The sequence below is a fragment of the Nocardioides terrigena genome (genome assembly GCF_003047265.1).
Classification (GTDB): domain Bacteria; phylum Actinomycetota; class Actinomycetes; order Propionibacteriales; family Nocardioidaceae; genus Nocardioides; species Nocardioides terrigena.
In genome coordinates, this window is record NZ_PZYY01000003.1 from 192732 (window position 1) to 209357 (window position 16626).

Here is a 16626-nt window from a genome sequence, read left to right on the forward strand (position 1 = left end):
CCCGCCGCGGCACACACGGGGGAATGTTGACGCGATGGACCGGCGCGCCGATCGTAGACGACACCCGAAGTGAGGGCTCGTCCATGCCGCTCAACCCCCTCACCAGACCCGCCCGCCCGGGCGGCCGGGCCCAGTGTCGCTCGGAAGGTCCTCTGCCGGGATACAGATTCTCGTGCTCGCAGCAACAGCTCAATGGCACCGAAAGACCCGGCCTCAGACACCTCACGGGCCCACCCTGCCCCGGTATGAGCCGACGTCACCGGCGACCGCGCGCCTCCCATCTCCCGATGAGCGGACGGAGCCCGCGAGCCCTCACAGACCCGTGAATCACCTGTACCGGGGCGCGCGACAGCGCGCGTCGGGCGGAGCCCGACGATGCAGTTCCGTACGGGTCAGGCGGCAGCGGGATCGATCACCACGGTGTGTCCGAGCTTCTCGAGCTGTGCCACGAGCCGGCGGGTGTGTGCCTCCTCGTTGCGTTTGGCCAGCCAGTCCGTGCCCAGGTCTTGGTAGGGCTGGTCGCGCTTGAGCATGTAGTAGGACGTGGTCAGGATCGAGTGCGCCACCGCCACCTGCGCGCGACTCATCCCCCGCCGTCGGGTCAGCCGTGAGTGCTGGACCGCGAGGTAGTTCTTGTCGCGCATACGACCCACCGACCCGGCGGCCTCCACGAGCATCGCCGACAACCACTTGTTACCCCGCCGACGACCGGCCGGGGTGCGCTTGCCCGCCGACTCATACATCGCCGGCGCCAGTCCCGCCCACGACGCCAGATGCGCCGCCGACGGGAACTTCGACATGTCACCACCGGTCTCCGCGATGATCACCTGCGCCACCCGCGGCCCCACCCCCGGAATGGTCAACAACAGCTCGATCTCGTGCGCCCAGGGCTCGCACGCCGCCACGATCGCCTCGTCCAGCTCGACCAACGCACGCTCGACCCTGTCCAGCCGATCCAGGATCGACCTCGCCAGCTGCGCGTGATGGGCATCGAAGTGGCCCTCCAACGCCTGGGCCAGGTCGGGGATCTTGCGACGCATCCGACCCTTCGCCATTTCGGCCAGCACCCGCGCGTCGGTCTCGCCCTCGATCATCGCGGCCAACATCGCCCGCGCTGACACCGTGGTCAGCGACGACGCGACCGTTGACAGCTTGATCGAGGCGTCCTCGAGCATCAGCTCCAACCGCACCGTTTCCCGGGTCCGGTCCCCCATCAGCTGGACCCGATAGCGCGTCAACATCCGCAACCGTCGGATCGCCGGTGGCGGCACGAACGACGGCGTCAGCAACCCGTACTCCAGGAGCTGCGCGATCCACTCCGCGTCACGCACATCGGTCTTGCGACCCGGCACTGCCTTCATGTGCGCCGCGTTCAGCAACCAGACCTCCATCACCTCCTCCAGGCAGTAGAACGGCGGCTTCCAGTACGTCGAGGTCGACTCCATCGCCGCGATCGTCACCCCCGACTCCACCAACCAGTCCCGCATCACCCCCAGCGAACCGGTCGTGGTCTTGAACGTCCGCGTGGCGCTGTGCCGTCCACGTCGTGCACCCGGCGTGCGCACACACACCGTCAACGACGCCTTGCCGATATCCAGCCCCGCGACTCTCTCGTAGAGCACTTCCATGCCGATCAGCTCCCTCACCAGACCCGCCGGCCCGCCCGGGCGGTCGGGCCGGGTCGCTCGGAAGGTCCTCTGCCGGGATACAGACCCTCGTGCTCGCAGCAACAATCCAAAGGCACCCGAAGACCCCGCGTCAGACACCTCAACGGGCTCACCCCGCACCAGTGTGATCCGACGTCGCCGAGCGACCCCCCGATTCTCATCCCCCAACGCAGCGACGAAGTCGCAAGCCTGCACACCTCATGCACTTCTGGAACAGTCCCTGTCGTCCGTACGAAACTCCGGACCGCAAACGTCGCCGGGAAGACCCGACCTCATGCTGCCCATCCACGCCGTGTCGGCGCGGGTGAGGCTCTCAGAGTGGATGCCTCCCGGCGGCGTCCGGTGGTCGGCGGTGACGCTCAATAGAGGCATGGGAATCCGTCAGCTGAAGCTCGAACTCCGGTCCCCAGAAGTGGCATGCGCGTCGCCGACCCCCGCTGCTCCGGACCCGCAGAAGGAGGCGCCGTTGTTCGCCGGCATCGACACCCACAAAGACACTCTCGCGGTCGCCGTCATCGACCCCAACGGCCGCCAGTTGGCCCACCGCGAGGTCCCCAACACCGAACCCGGATTCGGTGACCTGCTCCTCGACACCCATCAGGTGACCCGGGTCGGCATCGAGGGGTCCGGCAACTTCGGTCGCGCCATCGCCGTCCACCTGGCCATCGAATGGCAACCAGGACGGGACACGGTCGTCGTCGAGGTGCCGACGCTGATGACCTCACGCGAGCCACGGGCCCAGCCCGGCAAGGGCAAGACCGACCCCGTCGACGCGCTCGCGATCGCCAGGATCACCGCCCGCGAAACCCAGCTGCCCCCGGTCCGGCTCGCCATCGGTCCCGCCGCGGACCTGCGTGCCCTCCTGGACTACCGCGACGACCTGATCGCCGAACGCACCGCCCTGGTCAACCGGGTCCACGCCGACCTGACCGGCCTGGCACCCGGCTACCAGGCCCAAGTCACCAAACTCACCACCCGCACCCGAGTCCGCACCGTCCTGGCCCTGCTCGAGCCCGACCGCAGCGTCCGCGCCGACCTGTGCCGACGACGACTCGAACGGGTCACCGCGATCGACACCGAAGCAGCCGAACTCAAACGGCAGATCGCCACCCTCGTCGAAGCCAGCGGCACCACCCTCACCGACGAGTACGGGATCGGCCCCCTCGTCGCGGCCCGGTTCCTCGCCGACGTCGTCGACGCACGCCGCTACCCCAACCGGGACACCTTCGCGGCCAGCAACGGCACCGCTCCCCTACCCGCCTCCTCAGGAAGGACGGTCCGGCATCGGTTCAACCCCGGCGGCAACCGCCAGCTCAACCGCGCGCTGTACACGGTCGCGATCACCCAGATCCGCGCCGAGACGGAGGGCCGCGCCTACTACGACCGCAAACGAGCCGAGGGCAAGACCAGCCGCGAAGCGATCCGCTGCCTCAAACGCCGGCTCTCCGACGTCATCTACCGCACCATGCGCGCCGACGCCGAGAAGGCCTCCGCTGGCACCCAACCGGTCGCCTCACCACACGCCTCACCAGTGCACCGACCACGGTCAACCGTCGCCGGTGGACAGTCGTTGGCGGTGGGTGCGGACGACGCAAACGAGGCGCGACTAACGGCCTGAAGGCCAGCAGCACGGCAGAACTCTCAGCCTCGGGTCCTGCTCTTCGCTGAGGCGTTCGCACCGCACCCACCTGCCCGGCAGGCTACTCCGGACCGCGGCCTGGAATCGACAGTGGACATAGAGGCCCACTCCGGCTCTGGTTAACCGTCCGTACGAAACTCTTCGGCGCCTGACTAGGGCTTCTCAGCGATAGAAACGCGACTTCGACGCGGGGCGCTGGACCAGAGCGTCGGCGAACTTGCCGACGGCATCCAGTACCGGCACCCACTTCGGGTCAGCCGCTAGGTCGCCCCTTCGAGCGAGCTGGGTCATCTCCTGAAGCACGCGTCTGCACGCCGTCGGGGAACCTGCTACTCGCGACACGCACTCCCCCAGGTCGTGCTCCCTCAACGTCTCGCGGACGAACTCGATCGCCAGCACTCCAGCAACCGCCGCTCGACGTTCTTCGTAGGCCGCTCTGCGGCACGCCTGCGAGCACCACTTCGGGGGTCTCCCCCGCCCGCCCTTCGGCAGCGGTGCTCCGCACCGCGGGCATGAACCCGCACGGACCGTTCGTACGTCGGGACGAATCTCAGCCATGACCTCACAGGCGCATTCCGTCCTGACGAATCGGACGGCCTCCGGCACAGGCGTAGGCGGCGGGCGGCGGGCGGCGGGCGGACGCACCTGACCGCACCGTGTTGGCGGGCCGGCCGGGATGCGGTCCACGCGCAGATCGCCGGGTGGACGGTGGGCGAAGAAGTCGATCGTTCAACCATGGTTGTGCCTTCCCGATGCCCGGAGTAGACCTAGTCCTGCTCACGGGGTGCCCGAAGGTGCTCGCTTACGCAGACGAGCGCCGGCGGGCAACCTGTGAGACCAGGACTTCGTCAGCGGTCTGAGGCCGGTCATCCTCCGACTCGGCCTGTTGGCATGAGGCCCGGGATGGCGCGCTCATCGCAAACTGAGACCGGCCGCCGCGGCACACACGGGGAATGCCCACGTCGAGGTGCGTCTCGCCAGGGCGGCCGCCAGGACACGTCAGCCCCTCACCAGGTGCCGTTCATGCGGACCTCGACGCCGGGGCGTTCGCCGGACGGGTGGACGTAACGGGCCGGGTGGACGAATACCAGCCTCGAAGAACGACTGCGGTTGTGGCTAGTTGGTCTCCGGCGGCATGGCGACCCTGCGGTTCGCTGCCAGGCGGCGCCCGACGTCGGTTGCTACATGCCGTGAAGGGAGACATAGACGCCGAGTCCCAGAATCGCCACGACCGGCAGCACAAGAGCGAGGACGCCGAGCACGATGCCCAGCACGGCCGTCCTCCTGTTAGTCGCCGCGCCTGACTGCGCCTTGGAGTACCCGACAGAGCCCAATGCGATTGCCGCGAGCCCTGCCGCCGGGAAGAAGTAGGGCAGCCAGAACAACGTGAGTCCGCAGATGCCTGCTAGCAACCCTGCCCACCCGAAGCGGTTATCGGCCCCCGCGATTGGCGGGACCGGCGCCCTACTGGTCGGGATGTGTGTCATGGGCTGCCTTTGTCGTCGGGGCGTTCAGCGCCACTGAGCGGCAGGGACCGGGCCGGCGGAGCGATCCCGGGGGGTGAGAGCTCTCGCCGGCCCGGTGCCGCGGTCGGGTTTATGCCCACGGCGCCCCCAATGCTCCCGTATGGGGTGGGGAGCGGGCCGTGCTCCCGGAGGAGCCAGGCAGAGCGTAGAGGTGCTCCGGCGACGGTGGGCCGGAACGCTGGAAGTGCTCGATCAGAACGGGCCGCCCGCCGGCGACCGTCTCGGGTCGGTCGCGGCGGGCGGTCCGATCTACCTGGCGTCCCCCCGGACCGCCTGGGCCCCCGTGGCTGCAAATTACGTTCGTGAGTGGCCATGCGGCAGACCCCATGTGGGCTATGGACAGGCGGCCACGGTCGGCGTACAAGGCGTGCGCCGGAACGCCGCAGACCGCCCGCGGCACTGGAGACATACGTGGGCGGCCTGGGGCTGCGCCTGCCGCGAGACGTCGGGGGCCGCAGGCGGCGTCGGGCGCAACGTCCACGACGGTAGGGACTCACCGCTGCCGCTGGTATGACGAACCTGGGCTAGCGCCCCCACTGCGTCACGGAGTCAGGGATCCGGGCGCGGGGCGTACGTGGCGGCCCTCAACTCTCCGCCGGCGCAAGCGTCGCGTGGTGCAGGCACTGGGCAAGCGTCGTCTCTGATTGCTCGTCGCAGGCTGCTCGAACAGCAGAGGACCCGGGAGTTGCCCAAACGACAGGGCCCTGGAATCACGACGGTGGTGACGGTGGCCGGAGCGGTCCAGTTGACGACGGAGGCAGCAGTGGACTCATCGACGGAGGCGCAGCAGACGGCAGCAGATTCATCCTGGGATCTGAGCTCGGACGTCATCTCCGAGCTGCCAGTTGACTTCAGATTCGGGTACTCGCCAGTGAACTCCCGTTGGACGGACACTCGCGGCTATGACGCGCTCCGGGAACACACGGAACGCGGCAGATCACGATGATGCGGCTGGTGGGACGCCAGCCGGTTCAGCTCGTGCTGCCGTTCCCGTGGAGGCGATCAGGCATCACCGACCACGAGTGTGAGGCGCGAATGACGTCGCTGTACGGCGGACGGGAGCGCGTCTGATGACGGATGGCGAATTACTACGTACTTGCACTATTCTATTGCATCGTCGTATCATCTTCGAGTGACTCCAGCACCCGCCTCCGATGGCCCCATGTCCTTGCTCTTCGACGTCTGGCTCCTGAACGGCCTGACGTCGGGGCTGCTCGATGGGATCCTCGAGGACACCGACCTGAATGGCGACGACTACGGCATGTACTCGCTGCTGCGTCGCTTCGGACCGGCCACACCCACGCAGATCCGGCGCTGGACCGGGCAGCGGCCCACGACCGTGTCCGCCCACCTCAAGCGGTTGCAGGCTCGGGGGCACATCGCTCGCTCGGCGAACCCGGCCGACGGTCGCTCGCACCGCGTCGGGCTCACCCCCGCCGGGGAGGCGGCCCACGACCGTGCTACCGAGCCGTTCCTCGCGGCCATGCACACCTTGCGGCCCAGGTTCGTCCCGGACACGATCCGCGAGCGCCTGGTGCTGCAGCACCTCGACAGCATCCTTCGGGAAAGCGCGGGGCTGGACCCGCGCCCCTACCGGGTCGCGCTGGAACAGGACTCGTCAGACCACGACCGCACTGACACCTCGGTGCTGGCCTACACGGGCGCGCCGCTCAGCGCTGCCGAAGAGCAGCAGGTCCGCCTCTACATCGACTTCCTGCGCAGCCAGGAAGCGAACCGCGCCTGACCGGATCTTCCGGCCGGCCGAAGCCCAAGAAGGCACCGCCATGTACACCCTCGAGAAGCACGATCATCCACTCATCGACCCGCAAAATCTGCACGTAGACCGGCCCCCGCGGCCCGCCCGGGTGCGGGACTGGACGACCCGCCACCCTGTCGCGGCGTTCATGATCGTCGCCTTCACCATTGGCTATCCGGTCATGGCGCTCCCGGTCCTGGCCAGCCATGGCGTGATCCCGGGCGGCTGGATGCCTCAGGTCGCCGGCGTGGACACCGAGCGCACTGCCTCCGTGCTGCTGGTCTTCACCGCTCTCCTGCCCGCCGCACTGTGGGTCACCTGGGCCGTCGAAGGTCGTCCCGGCTTGGTCAGGTTGCGCCGGCGCATGTTCGCCTGGCGCATCGGGGTCGGCTGGACCATCCTGGTCCTGGCCGCGCTTCCCACTCTCACCCTGCTGTTCGCCGTCTGCCTCGGTGACGACCTCCGAACCGTCGAGGCGGCTCCCCTGGTCGCCACTCAGGTGCTGGGGCTTCTGGTCAACCTCCTGCTGATCAACCTCTGGGAAGAGACCGCATGGTCAGGTGTGGTCCAGACCCGGCTCGAGCGCAGGTACGGCCTGGTCAAGGCCGCACTCCTGACAGCCGTGCCGTTCGCCCTGGTGCACCTGCCGCTCCACTTCATCGGCGACTTCTCCATCGCGTCCGTCGCCGGCGCACTCGTCACACTCCTGCTCGTCTGTGCGGTCGTCCGCCTCATGCTCGGCGTGTACCTGCGCGGCACCCGCGACAGCATCCTCGCCGTCGCCGTACTCCACAGCGTCTTCAACCGCAGCAACAACGACGAGGGCGTGATCGCGGCACTCGTCGAGGGCGATGGACGCAAGCTGGCGGGCCTCCTGGCGGTCATCGTGCTCACCGCCGCCGTAGCCGTAGCGACGCGACGACGCCTCGGCCCCGACTACCGGCAGCAGCTCGACACGGTCGAGACGGGCGCCACCCACACCCCAGTCCTGCAGCACTCCCCCAGCAAGGCACTCTCATGAACACCACCAACGGCAACTCCACCAGCGGGCCCGGCACAGGCGCCGGCAACGACGACCGCGCGCGTGACCTCATGGAGGAGGTCGCCACCGCACACCGCATCCCCGGGATGACCGTCGCCGTCGCCACTCCCGACGCGCTCCTCTACGCCGGCGCCGTCGGGTACGCCGACCTCGCAGACCGCAGACCCGCATCCGTCGACGACCAGTACCCATGGTTCTCCATGACGAAGATCGCCACAGCCACCACGGCCATGCAGCTGCACCGGACCGGCGTCCTGGACCTCGACGCCCCCATCGGCAACTACCTCCCCGACTACCTGCCACACCCGAAGCACGGTCACCCGACGACACGCCACCTGCTCACCCACACCGCGGGACTCAGCAACCCGATTCCGGTGCGGTGGGTGCGGCTCGAACACGAACCTGCAGACGCCACGGCGATCAGCAGGATCATCGCCAAGCACGGAACCCCCGTGCGGGCCGTCGGCCACCAAGCGAGCTACTCCAACATCGGATACCTCCTGGCCGGCGAAGTCATCGCCGCCGCGAGCGGACACAGCGTCGAGGACAACGTCCGCCACCAAGTGCTCCAACCGCTCTCGATGACCACCACGAGCTACGACTTCCTGCCAGACACCCTGAGGTCCGTGGGCTACGTCCGCGTCCCGCCCCCCGTCGTACCCCTCTTACGGGCCGCTCTGCCGAGCGGGATCGTGGGACACAGGGTCGCTGGACACTCTGCACTCAATCCCTTCCTGATCAACGGAGCAGCCTTCGGTGGCCTGGTCGGCACCGTGACCGACGCCGTGAGACTGGCCGCCGTCCACGCCAGCCGATCCCACGACCCCGAGCGCCTGCTCAGCCACGGCGACATCGACTCCATGCGCACCATCGCTTCTCCCGGGAAGCGGTTCGATCACGGCATCGGCTGGTTCCGCAGGCCGGCCGACGCCGGCCGAACCCCCGGGTTCGTCGAGCACTACGGCACCGGCTGCGGCTACTGGAACGCGATGCGCATCTACCCCTAACGTCGCCTGGCGATGGTCGCCATGACCAACACGACCTACGCGTGGGATGTCGACCGACTCTTCACCCGACTCGAGGAGCTGTCATGACTGTGTCGACGCTCGACGTGGAGCGAGCCCGCCGTGAGACGCCGGGCACCCGGAACGTCGCTCACCTCAACAACGCCGGTGCCGCGCTCCCGCCCACCTGCGTGACCACCGCTGTCATCGACCACCTGCAGCGCGAGGCGGCGATCGGCGGCTATGAGGCAGCGGCCGAGGCCCACGACCGCGTGGAGAACTCCTACCGGGCGATTGCCCGGCTGATCCGGTGCCAGACCGACGAGGTCGCGGTCATCGAGAACGCGACCAGGGCCTGGGACATGGCGTTCTACGGACTTCGGTTCAGCCCGGGCGACCGCATCCTCACCGCTCGTGCGGAGTACTCCAGCAACGTCATCGCGTTCCTCCAGGTCGCGCGACGCACTGGAGCCGTCATCGAGATCGTCGATGACGACGAGACCGGACAGCTCTCCATCGATGACCTGCGGCGCCGCCTCGACACCGGAGACGGTCCGGTGAAGCTGGTGGCGATCACGCACGTGCCCACCCAGGGCGGGCTGGTCAACCCTGCCCGTGAGATCGGCGTCGCAACCCGCGAGGCAGGAGTTCCCTACCTGCTGGACGCCTGCCAGTCGGTGGGTCAGCTGCCGATCGACGTCACCGACATCGACTGCGACTTCCTCTCCGCGACGGGCCGCAAGTACCTGCGAGGCCCCCGCGGCACGGGATTCCTGTACGCCCGGCGGGCCATGATCGACCAACTCGAACCACCCTTCCTCGACCTGCACGCGGCCAGGTGGACGGCCCCGGACGCCTACGACATCCGTCCCGACGCCCGTCGCTTCGAGAACTGGGAGACCAACTACGCGGCGAAGATCGGACTGGGTGTCGCCGTCAACTACGCCCTGTCCTGGGGAATCGACGCCATCGCAGAACGGGTCACGGCACTGGCCGAACGCCTCCGGAACATGCTGCGCCAAGTCGACGGCGTCACCGTCCACGACCAAGGACAAAGCCAGTGCGGCATCGTCACCTTCACCCTGGCCGGCGTGGACTCGCAAGACGTGCAGCGAAGACTGGCCGAGCAAGGCATCAACGTGAGCGTCTCCCTCGTTGAATACGCCCGCCTAGACCTGTCGCACCGGCAGCTCCCCGACCTCGTCCGCGCTTCGGTCCACTACTACAACACCGACGACGAGCTCGATCGACTTATCCAGGCCCTACCCAAGCCACGGCCCACCTACCCCACGCAGTGACCTCCGCGGCCATTCAGCAGCCAACGTCAATCTGAGAAGAGAGGCGCCGGGGTGCCTCATCGTCACGGCCCAGCCAGCTGGCATAGCGGCGGCTTGAATCAGAGCAGGCTCGTGACCAGCTCCGTCACGAGGACGGGCTCTTCGTCGACTACGAGGTGCCCGGCGCCGGGGATCACCACCGGCTCCCGCCCGAGCTTGGATCGACATGACACACGGAGCTTGCTGACCGGAAAGAACACATTATGCTCGCCAACAGCGACCAGCACTTGGCGGCCCTTCCACCTGAGCAGGGTGTGGTCCGGGAGCGGTCCGGGAGCCCCAGTCGTGCGACAGCTTCGAGACACGAGGGTCATCCACTCGACCACGTCATCCTCAGCCGTGTGTGCGGGGCCTGACATGTACTCGAGCAACCGTCTCGCTCCGGCACTGTTGCGCCGGACGAGCCACGGCAAGGTCGCCCGCAGCATCTCGATGGACGCGCGCACCTCGCTCAGGCCCGCAGGCGCCAGCAGCATCAGGCCCTGCACACTGTCCGGCTCCGCCGACAGCGCCACCGCTGCACCGCGGGAGTGGCCGGCGAGCACGATGCTTCCGTGTTCGTGGCGCCCACTGACCCAAGCAATCAGATCCCTCAACCAAGCGGCATACCCGAGGAGTTCGGGATGCGGCCGCTCGGCCGCACTCAGGCCCGGTTGACCGGGCAGGTCTGCGGCATAGACGCGACAACTGGTGGCGAGCTGACTGAGTACCGTCGTGCTGGTCGCGGCGTTGAAGTTCGTACCGGGCAGATAGATGCAAATGCCGTCCCCCGCCCCGAGTGCGACAACATGAGTCTGCCCGTGGGAAGTGTCGACCTCGTGTGTTGAGTGCGGAAACTCCCACCTCGCCAGGCCAGCGGAGCACCAGTCACGCACCCGCTCGGCGCCGGCGGCCGAGCGGTACGCACTAGACATGACACTCAGTGTGGACCACCTCGGCACTAGCGCGGGAGCGCATCTGTCTCCGTCGACCGAAGACGGTGTCCGCCTCTCTAGGAACTCCCCACAGCTGTGCCAACTCGGCGGCCTCCCGATAGAGACTTCTGCACGATCAGGTTTCAGCGTGTGTCACGCGGCGTTGCAAGTGGGCGGACTGACCCGGCGGAAGACGCGCGTACGCCTGCGTGGCGGTCAGTATTGTTCGCCGGTTGGCGCTTGGTAGACCCAAGTCTCTCGCGCCGTGGTGCCCCGCGTTCCCACCACTCGAGCGGTGGGCCCTCACGCAGCTGGCTGGCGGTGAGCTCAACGTTGCCGATCTTGCAGAACCTCCAGAGCTACTTCGCAGCACGGGACGACTGGAACAGCACTTCGTCGACGTCGAGCGTCCAGTTCGCCGCCGCGGAACCGGTCGCGGCATGAACGGCCATGGACACAAGGAAACCCCAAGGCCGCTTGGTTCACTCTGAGTGCCAGAAGGTCTCCAACGGTTGACCTCGGGTCAGGAAAGGCACGGACATGATGCGCATATTGACAGCAACAGTGCTGGCGGCAGCAGCCCTTGTCGTGGTTACCCCACCGCCTGCGACTGCCGTAGTCCATGAGATCTACGGGGCGTGGTGCGCGGGGAAGGGTGAGATCGAACCACCCGGCGTGTCGGACGACACGAAGAAGAACTTCGGCCGACCCGTGCTCGCTGGGGGGGTCGTTGCGTTCACCCCGTACCTCGACGGCGTCCTGATCGACTTCGATTTCGAGAAGGCGCAGGCAAAGGTTGTGGCGGCTCCGACCGGTCCGGCGATCGTCCAGATCGGGCCCGGCCTGTACCTGGAGCGCTTCATCCTGGATCCGGATTTCGCCGGCTTCCTGAACTGCGCGAACTTGGAGGGGCTGGCCGGTTAGACGACCGGTCATCGGCGGATCGAGTAACTGCAGGCGCCGGTAGGCGGCGAAGTGACGCTGCCTGCTCCTACCGGGACGGCGAACGTGGAGTCACTGTTGTTCCACTCCACTGCTCAGGTTCGACGTCGGTCAGCGTCTGGTTGAGCACCCGCTGGTGGCCGAACGGGTCATCGATGGCGGCCTGCCGCTCGCCGTACTCCCAGTCGTGGCTCTCATCGACCAGGTGAGCGCCCCGTGCCACTGCAGCCGCCACCACTGCCGCCACGTCGGCGACCTTCAGCATCAATAGGTGCGCGCGTTCGCGCTCCGGCGTTCGCCGGCCCGGCAGAACCTCTGCGACCACGAGCTTCGGCCGCCGGTCCGTCCGGCAAGCCGAGCTGCGAGCGATGCCTCTCGCCTATGCGGACGTGCTCGACGAAGCCGAAGACCTCGGTGTACCACGCCACGGCCGATCTGACTCGGCCACGGTGAGCACCGGGGTGACTCGTTCGTGCGGTGCCGAACGGTTCGTGAGCACCCGATCAGCCTAGAGCGCGGGATGCCCTGTCTTCGGCCGTCAAGGACCCCCGTGAGGAGGAAAGCGCCCGCCTCACGGCGATGTCGGTCGGGACTGTGTTCGCCCTGGACGAACACAGGACTTCTGCGGAACACGATCCCGCGCGTCGAAGTTGAGCCAACATGACTCAAGTCTCCGAAAGCAACGACACCGTATCCCCGAGCAGTCTCCCCGTCTTGTTCGTGTCCGACCTGGTGCTTCTGCCGGGCATGGTGGTACCGCTCGAACTCGACGAGTCCTCGCAAGCCGCCATCGACGCCGCCCGCGCCAGCAGCGACGGCAGGCTCCTCGTCGCACCGCGGCTCGAGGACCGCTACGCGTCGTATGGCGTGATTGCGTCCGTCGAGCGGGTGGGTCGCTTCAGCGGTGGCAGCCCGGCGGCCGTGCTCAAGGCCGAGCGTCGGGGTCGGATCGGCGCCGGCGTCACGGGGCCGGGGGCGGCCCTGTGGGTGGAGGTCGAGCCCGTCGACGACCACGTCGACGAGCATGCCCGTGAGCTCGCCGAGGAGTACAAGAGACTGGTCGTCGCCGTGCTCCAGCGGCGTGAGGCCTGGCAGGTCATCGACTCGGTCCACCAGATGACCGACCCGAGCGCCATCGCCGACGCAGCCGGCTACGCGCCGTACCTCTCCGTCGACCGCAAACGGGAGCTGCTGGAGAACCCCGACGTCGCGTCGCGGCTCGAGGCCCTGATCGGCTGGACGCGAGACCACCTCGCCGAGGCCGAGCTCACCGACAAGATCGGTGAGGACGTCCGCGACGGGATGGAGAAGAGCCAGCGGGAGTTCCTGCTGCGTCAGCAGCTCGCCGCAATCCGCAAGGAGCTGGGAGAGGGCGAGCCGGAAGGGGCCGACGACTACCGCGGCCGCGTCGAGGCGGCCGACGTCCCAGACGGCGTACGCGAGGCACTGCTGCGTGAGGTCGACAAGCTCGAGCGGTCGAGTGACCAGAGCCCGGAGACCGCGTGGATCCGGACCTGGCTCGACACCGTGCTCGAGCTGCCCTGGAGCGTCACGACAGAGGACTCCACCGACGTGGTTGCGGCCCGTGCCGTGCTCGACGCCGATCACCACGGCCTCGACGAGGTCAAGGAGCGGATCACCGAGTACCTCGCCGTCCGGAGCCGCCGCGCCGAACGTGGGCTGCACGTGGTCGGCGGTCGCGGCTCCGGCGCGGTGATCCTGCTCGCGGGTCCGCCGGGAGTCGGCAAGACCTCGCTGGGTGAGTCGGTGGCGCGCACGCTGGGTCGCAAGTTCGTCCGCGTCGCGCTGGGGGGCGTACGGGACGAGGCCGAGATCCGCGGGCACCGCAGAACCTACGTCGGTGCGCTTCCCGGCCGGATCGTGAGGGCGATCAAGGAGGCCGGTTCGATGAACCCGGTCATCCTGCTCGACGAGGTCGACAAGGTCGGTGCCGACTACCGGGGCGACCCGGCCGCGGCGCTGCTCGAGGTGCTCGACCCCGCACAGAACCACACCTTCCGCGACCACTACCTCGAGCTCGACCTCGACCTGTCCGACGTGCTGTTCATCGCCACCGCCAACGTGATCGAGCAGATCCCGCAAGCACTGCTGGACCGGATGGAGCTCGTCACCCTCGACGGCTACACCGAGGACGACAAGATCGCCATCGCGCGTGACTACCTCCTGCCCCGACAGCTCGAGCTGGCCGCGCTGAGCACCGACGAAGTCACCATCTCCGACGCGGCGCTGCGCGAGATCGCCGCCAACTACACCCGCGAGGCGGGCGTACGACAGATGGAGCGGTTCCTCGCGAAGGCGCTGCGCAAGGCGGCGATCCGTCTCGCGACCGGCGCCGACCATGTCGACGTCGACCTGCCCGATCTGAAGGACCTGGTCGGACGGCCGCGGTTCACCCCGGAGGCGCACGAGCGCACGTCGGTGCCCGGTGTCGCGACGGGTCTCGCCGTCACCGGTCTCGGCGGTGACGTGCTCTTCATCGAGGCGTCCGCGCACGAAGGCCCGGCGGGTCTCACGTTGACCGGCCAGCTCGGCGACGTGATGAAGGAGTCAGCGCAGATCGCGCTGACCTTCGTCCGATCGCACGCGGCGGAGCTGGGCGTCGACCCGGCGTTCTTCGACCGGGCGATCCACGTGCACGTGCCCGCGGGGGCAACCCCCAAGGACGGCCCGTCGGCGGGCATCACGATGGTCACGGCTCTCACGTCGCTCGCGACTGGACGGCCGGTGCGGTCCGACGTCGGCATGACGGGCGAGGTCACCCTCAACGGCCGCGTGCTGCCCATCGGCGGGCTCAAGCAGAAGCTGCTTGCCGCCCAGCGCCACGGGCTGACCGAGGTGTTCGCCCCCCTCCGCAACGAGCCGGACCTGGACGAGGTGCCCACTGAGGTCCTCGAGACGGTCACCGTGCATCTGGTTGGCGACGTGCTCGATGTCGTTCGTCTTGCGCTGTCCACGGAGGCCCCGGCCACGGTCGCCGCCTGATCCGGTCGTTGGGTCTGTATCAGGCTCTCGACGACCGACGGTGCAGCACGGGAACGGCGCACGGTCGAGAGCTGTGCGTGTGACTAGCGAGTGTCGAACTCATCGAGCTGGTTGGGGCGGAATGTCACACCCCAAGGACCAAGCCCGTCCCGTGACAATCCGGGTCTACGGGAAGCGGCTGCTCCAGCCCGTAGCATCGGTGTGAGCAAACGGCTTCGGCCGCAGACAGGGGTCCCGATGCAGGCTGTCATCCAGGACAGGTAAGGCCCTCCAGACGTCCTCCGGGTGGGCGAGCTCCCGGAGCCCGTCCCCGCCGACAACGAGGTCCTCCTTCGGGTGCGTGCGGTCTCCTTGAACGGCGTCGGACCGTGAGAACCTGGCGGGAAGTCCGGCTTACGCGCGGTGGTCCAACGGGCTGCGCCGACCGCGACACCCGGTGCCAGGATCCGACGTCGCAGGCGTCGTCGCCGCGGTCGGCAGTGTGGTCACTGAGTACACCGTGGGAGACGAGCTGTTCGGCGAGCTGGCCGGATACCGGGGCGGGCTTGCCGACCTCGTCTGCACGCGACCCACGCTGTTGGCCCGCAAGCCGGACTGGCTGTCGTTCGCGGAGGCCTCGACGATCCCGCAGGCGGGCGGCATCGCGCACAGGGCAACTGCCGATGTCCGACCGGGAGATCGGGTTCTGGTCAACGGCGCGGGCGGCGCCGGCGGTGTTTTCGTTATCGCACTGGCCAAGCATGCCGGTGCCGAGGTGACGGCGGTCGATCGAGCCGACAAGGCCGACTTCCTGCGCGAGATCGGGGCTGACCGCACGATCGACTTTGCCACTGAGGACTGGGCCGACGAGCGCGACAGCTTCGACCTGATCGTGGATCTGGTGGCTCATCGCTCGCCGTTCCGCGTGCACCGCGCCCTGCGGCGCCACGGGAGGTACGCGATGGTGGGCGGCCTGGCCAGGATCCTGCTGGGCACGGCGGTCGCCGGCCCGCTGGTGGGACGTGCCACCGGAAAGAGAGTCGGCGTGCTGGTTGTCCCCCAGTCGCGAGCCGAGGTCGAGGCGGTGACCGCCCTCGTCGCCCAGCGCGCCGTCACGCCGCGGATTGACCGCGTGTACCCACTCCGCGATGCGCCGGCAGCATTCGCCCGACTCGCCGTTGGAGAAAGCCGGGGCAAGCTCGTGCTTGAAGCGTCCGAGGGCTGAAAGTCGGTGGCGGCGCCGCCGCGACTTGCCGCCCTACGTCGAAGCGGGGCCGAACTCGGACCTTGATGGCACGGGAAGCGTCCCGGTGCGGACTCCAGCCGGCGTGCGTCCCGCGTGACGACCGGCTGGCAGTGCATTTGGCTTGGAGGTGTGCTCAATATGGCCCCATGTCATTCGCCAGGGGCGCGGCCCGCCTCGCGGCGGTTAGACGCACCCATCGCGGCATGTCAGGTCGTCAGCTCAAGGGCTAGGCGTGAGGGAGGCGAGACGCTTCCGCAGAGTGCTGATAGCCAGATGGTGGCTACGCGACTTCTCGCCCTCAAGGCGCCAGCGTCGAACTCGACAAGGGGTGGTTTCCATACGCAACAAGAGCGCACGCTGACGACAAAGCGGCGCCTTACACGAGCGGAGTCCGAGACGGGACTCAGACTCGCAAAAGGCCACCACCCATCCTGGTGCTTGCACACCCTTCAGGACAAAGCTGCAGCGAATCTCGGGCGTGACCCGCGCGGATGACGACATGTGAGTGCGTGACATGGAGCCCTGGCATGTCTCTTGCCCGCCCCTGCCACCCAGGCTGACAATGGCGTAT

The 16626-nt window shown here is 68.1% G+C and carries 11 protein-coding genes; 8 read left to right on the forward strand and 3 right to left on the reverse strand.

From position 1 onward, the window contains the following. Positions 1–392 precede the first annotated feature (392 nt). Positions 393–1646, reverse strand: a complete 1254-nt coding sequence (locus tag DAE25_RS07655) for an IS110 family RNA-guided transposase (protein ID WP_199907480.1) — start codon at positions 1644–1646, stop codon at positions 393–395. Between the two features lie 391 nt (positions 1647–2037). On the opposite strand from DAE25_RS07655, the gene DAE25_RS07660 reads away from it, so the two are divergent. The 5 genes from DAE25_RS07660 (at position 2038) to DAE25_RS07690 (ending at position 9932) form a co-directional block, all read left to right on the forward strand. After that, positions 2038–3285, forward strand: a complete 1248-nt coding sequence (locus DAE25_RS07660; RefSeq protein WP_199907481.1) for an IS110 family RNA-guided transposase — start codon at positions 2038–2040, stop codon at positions 3283–3285. A gap of 2709 nt (positions 3286–5994) precedes the next feature. Continuing rightward, entirely contained in the window at positions 5995–6576 is a 582-nt protein-coding gene (locus DAE25_RS07675) for a MarR family winged helix-turn-helix transcriptional regulator (protein ID WP_107765627.1), read from the forward strand. Positions 6577–6769: 193 nt separating this feature from the next. After that, entirely contained in the window at positions 6770–7609 is an 840-nt protein-coding gene (locus DAE25_RS07680) for a CPBP family intramembrane glutamic endopeptidase (RefSeq protein WP_159083632.1), read from the forward strand. Next, positions 7606–8637, forward strand: coding sequence for a serine hydrolase domain-containing protein (locus DAE25_RS07685; protein ID WP_107765629.1), 1032 nt, complete (start codon positions 7606–7608; stop codon positions 8635–8637). Before DAE25_RS07680 ends, DAE25_RS07685 begins: the two co-directional genes overlap by 4 nt. 83 nt (positions 8638–8720) lie before the next feature. Next, positions 8721–9932 carry an aminotransferase class V-fold PLP-dependent enzyme gene (locus tag DAE25_RS07690; RefSeq protein ID WP_107765630.1) on the forward strand — a complete coding sequence of 404 codons (1212 nt, stop codon included), beginning with the start codon at positions 8721–8723 and terminating at the stop codon, positions 9930–9932. Between the two features lie 98 nt (positions 9933–10030). Here the strand turns inward: DAE25_RS07690 and DAE25_RS07695 are convergent, their stop codons facing one another. Further along, positions 10031–10885 (reverse strand): alpha/beta fold hydrolase, encoded by an 855-nt coding sequence (locus DAE25_RS07695; protein WP_107765631.1) that lies wholly within the window; start codon positions 10883–10885, stop codon positions 10031–10033. A 540-nt stretch (positions 10886–11425) separates the two neighbouring features. Between DAE25_RS07695 and DAE25_RS23090 the strand changes: the two genes are divergently transcribed. Beyond that, positions 11426–11809 carry a hypothetical protein gene (locus DAE25_RS23090; protein WP_159083633.1) on the forward strand — a complete coding sequence of 128 codons (384 nt, stop codon included), beginning with the start codon at positions 11426–11428 and terminating at the stop codon, positions 11807–11809. 67 nt (positions 11810–11876) lie between these two features. On the opposite strand, the gene DAE25_RS23500 is transcribed toward DAE25_RS23090, so the two are convergent. After that, complete coding sequence (locus DAE25_RS23500; RefSeq protein WP_325050365.1) at positions 11877–12197, reverse strand: VOC family protein; 321 nt, start codon at positions 12195–12197, stop codon at positions 11877–11879. A gap of 290 nt (positions 12198–12487) precedes the next feature. Here DAE25_RS23500 and lon point away from each other — a divergent pair, with 290 nt between their 5' ends. Together lon and DAE25_RS07715 are read left to right on the forward strand one after the other, a co-directional pair. Beyond that, positions 12488–14830, forward strand: a complete 2343-nt coding sequence (gene lon / locus DAE25_RS07710; protein WP_107765633.1) for an endopeptidase La — start codon at positions 12488–12490, stop codon at positions 14828–14830. A gap of 499 nt (positions 14831–15329) precedes the next feature. Further along, positions 15330–16034 (forward strand): NAD(P)-dependent alcohol dehydrogenase, encoded by a 705-nt coding sequence (locus DAE25_RS07715; protein ID WP_159083634.1) that lies wholly within the window; start codon positions 15330–15332, stop codon positions 16032–16034. The last annotated feature ends 592 nt before the right edge of the window (positions 16035–16626 follow it).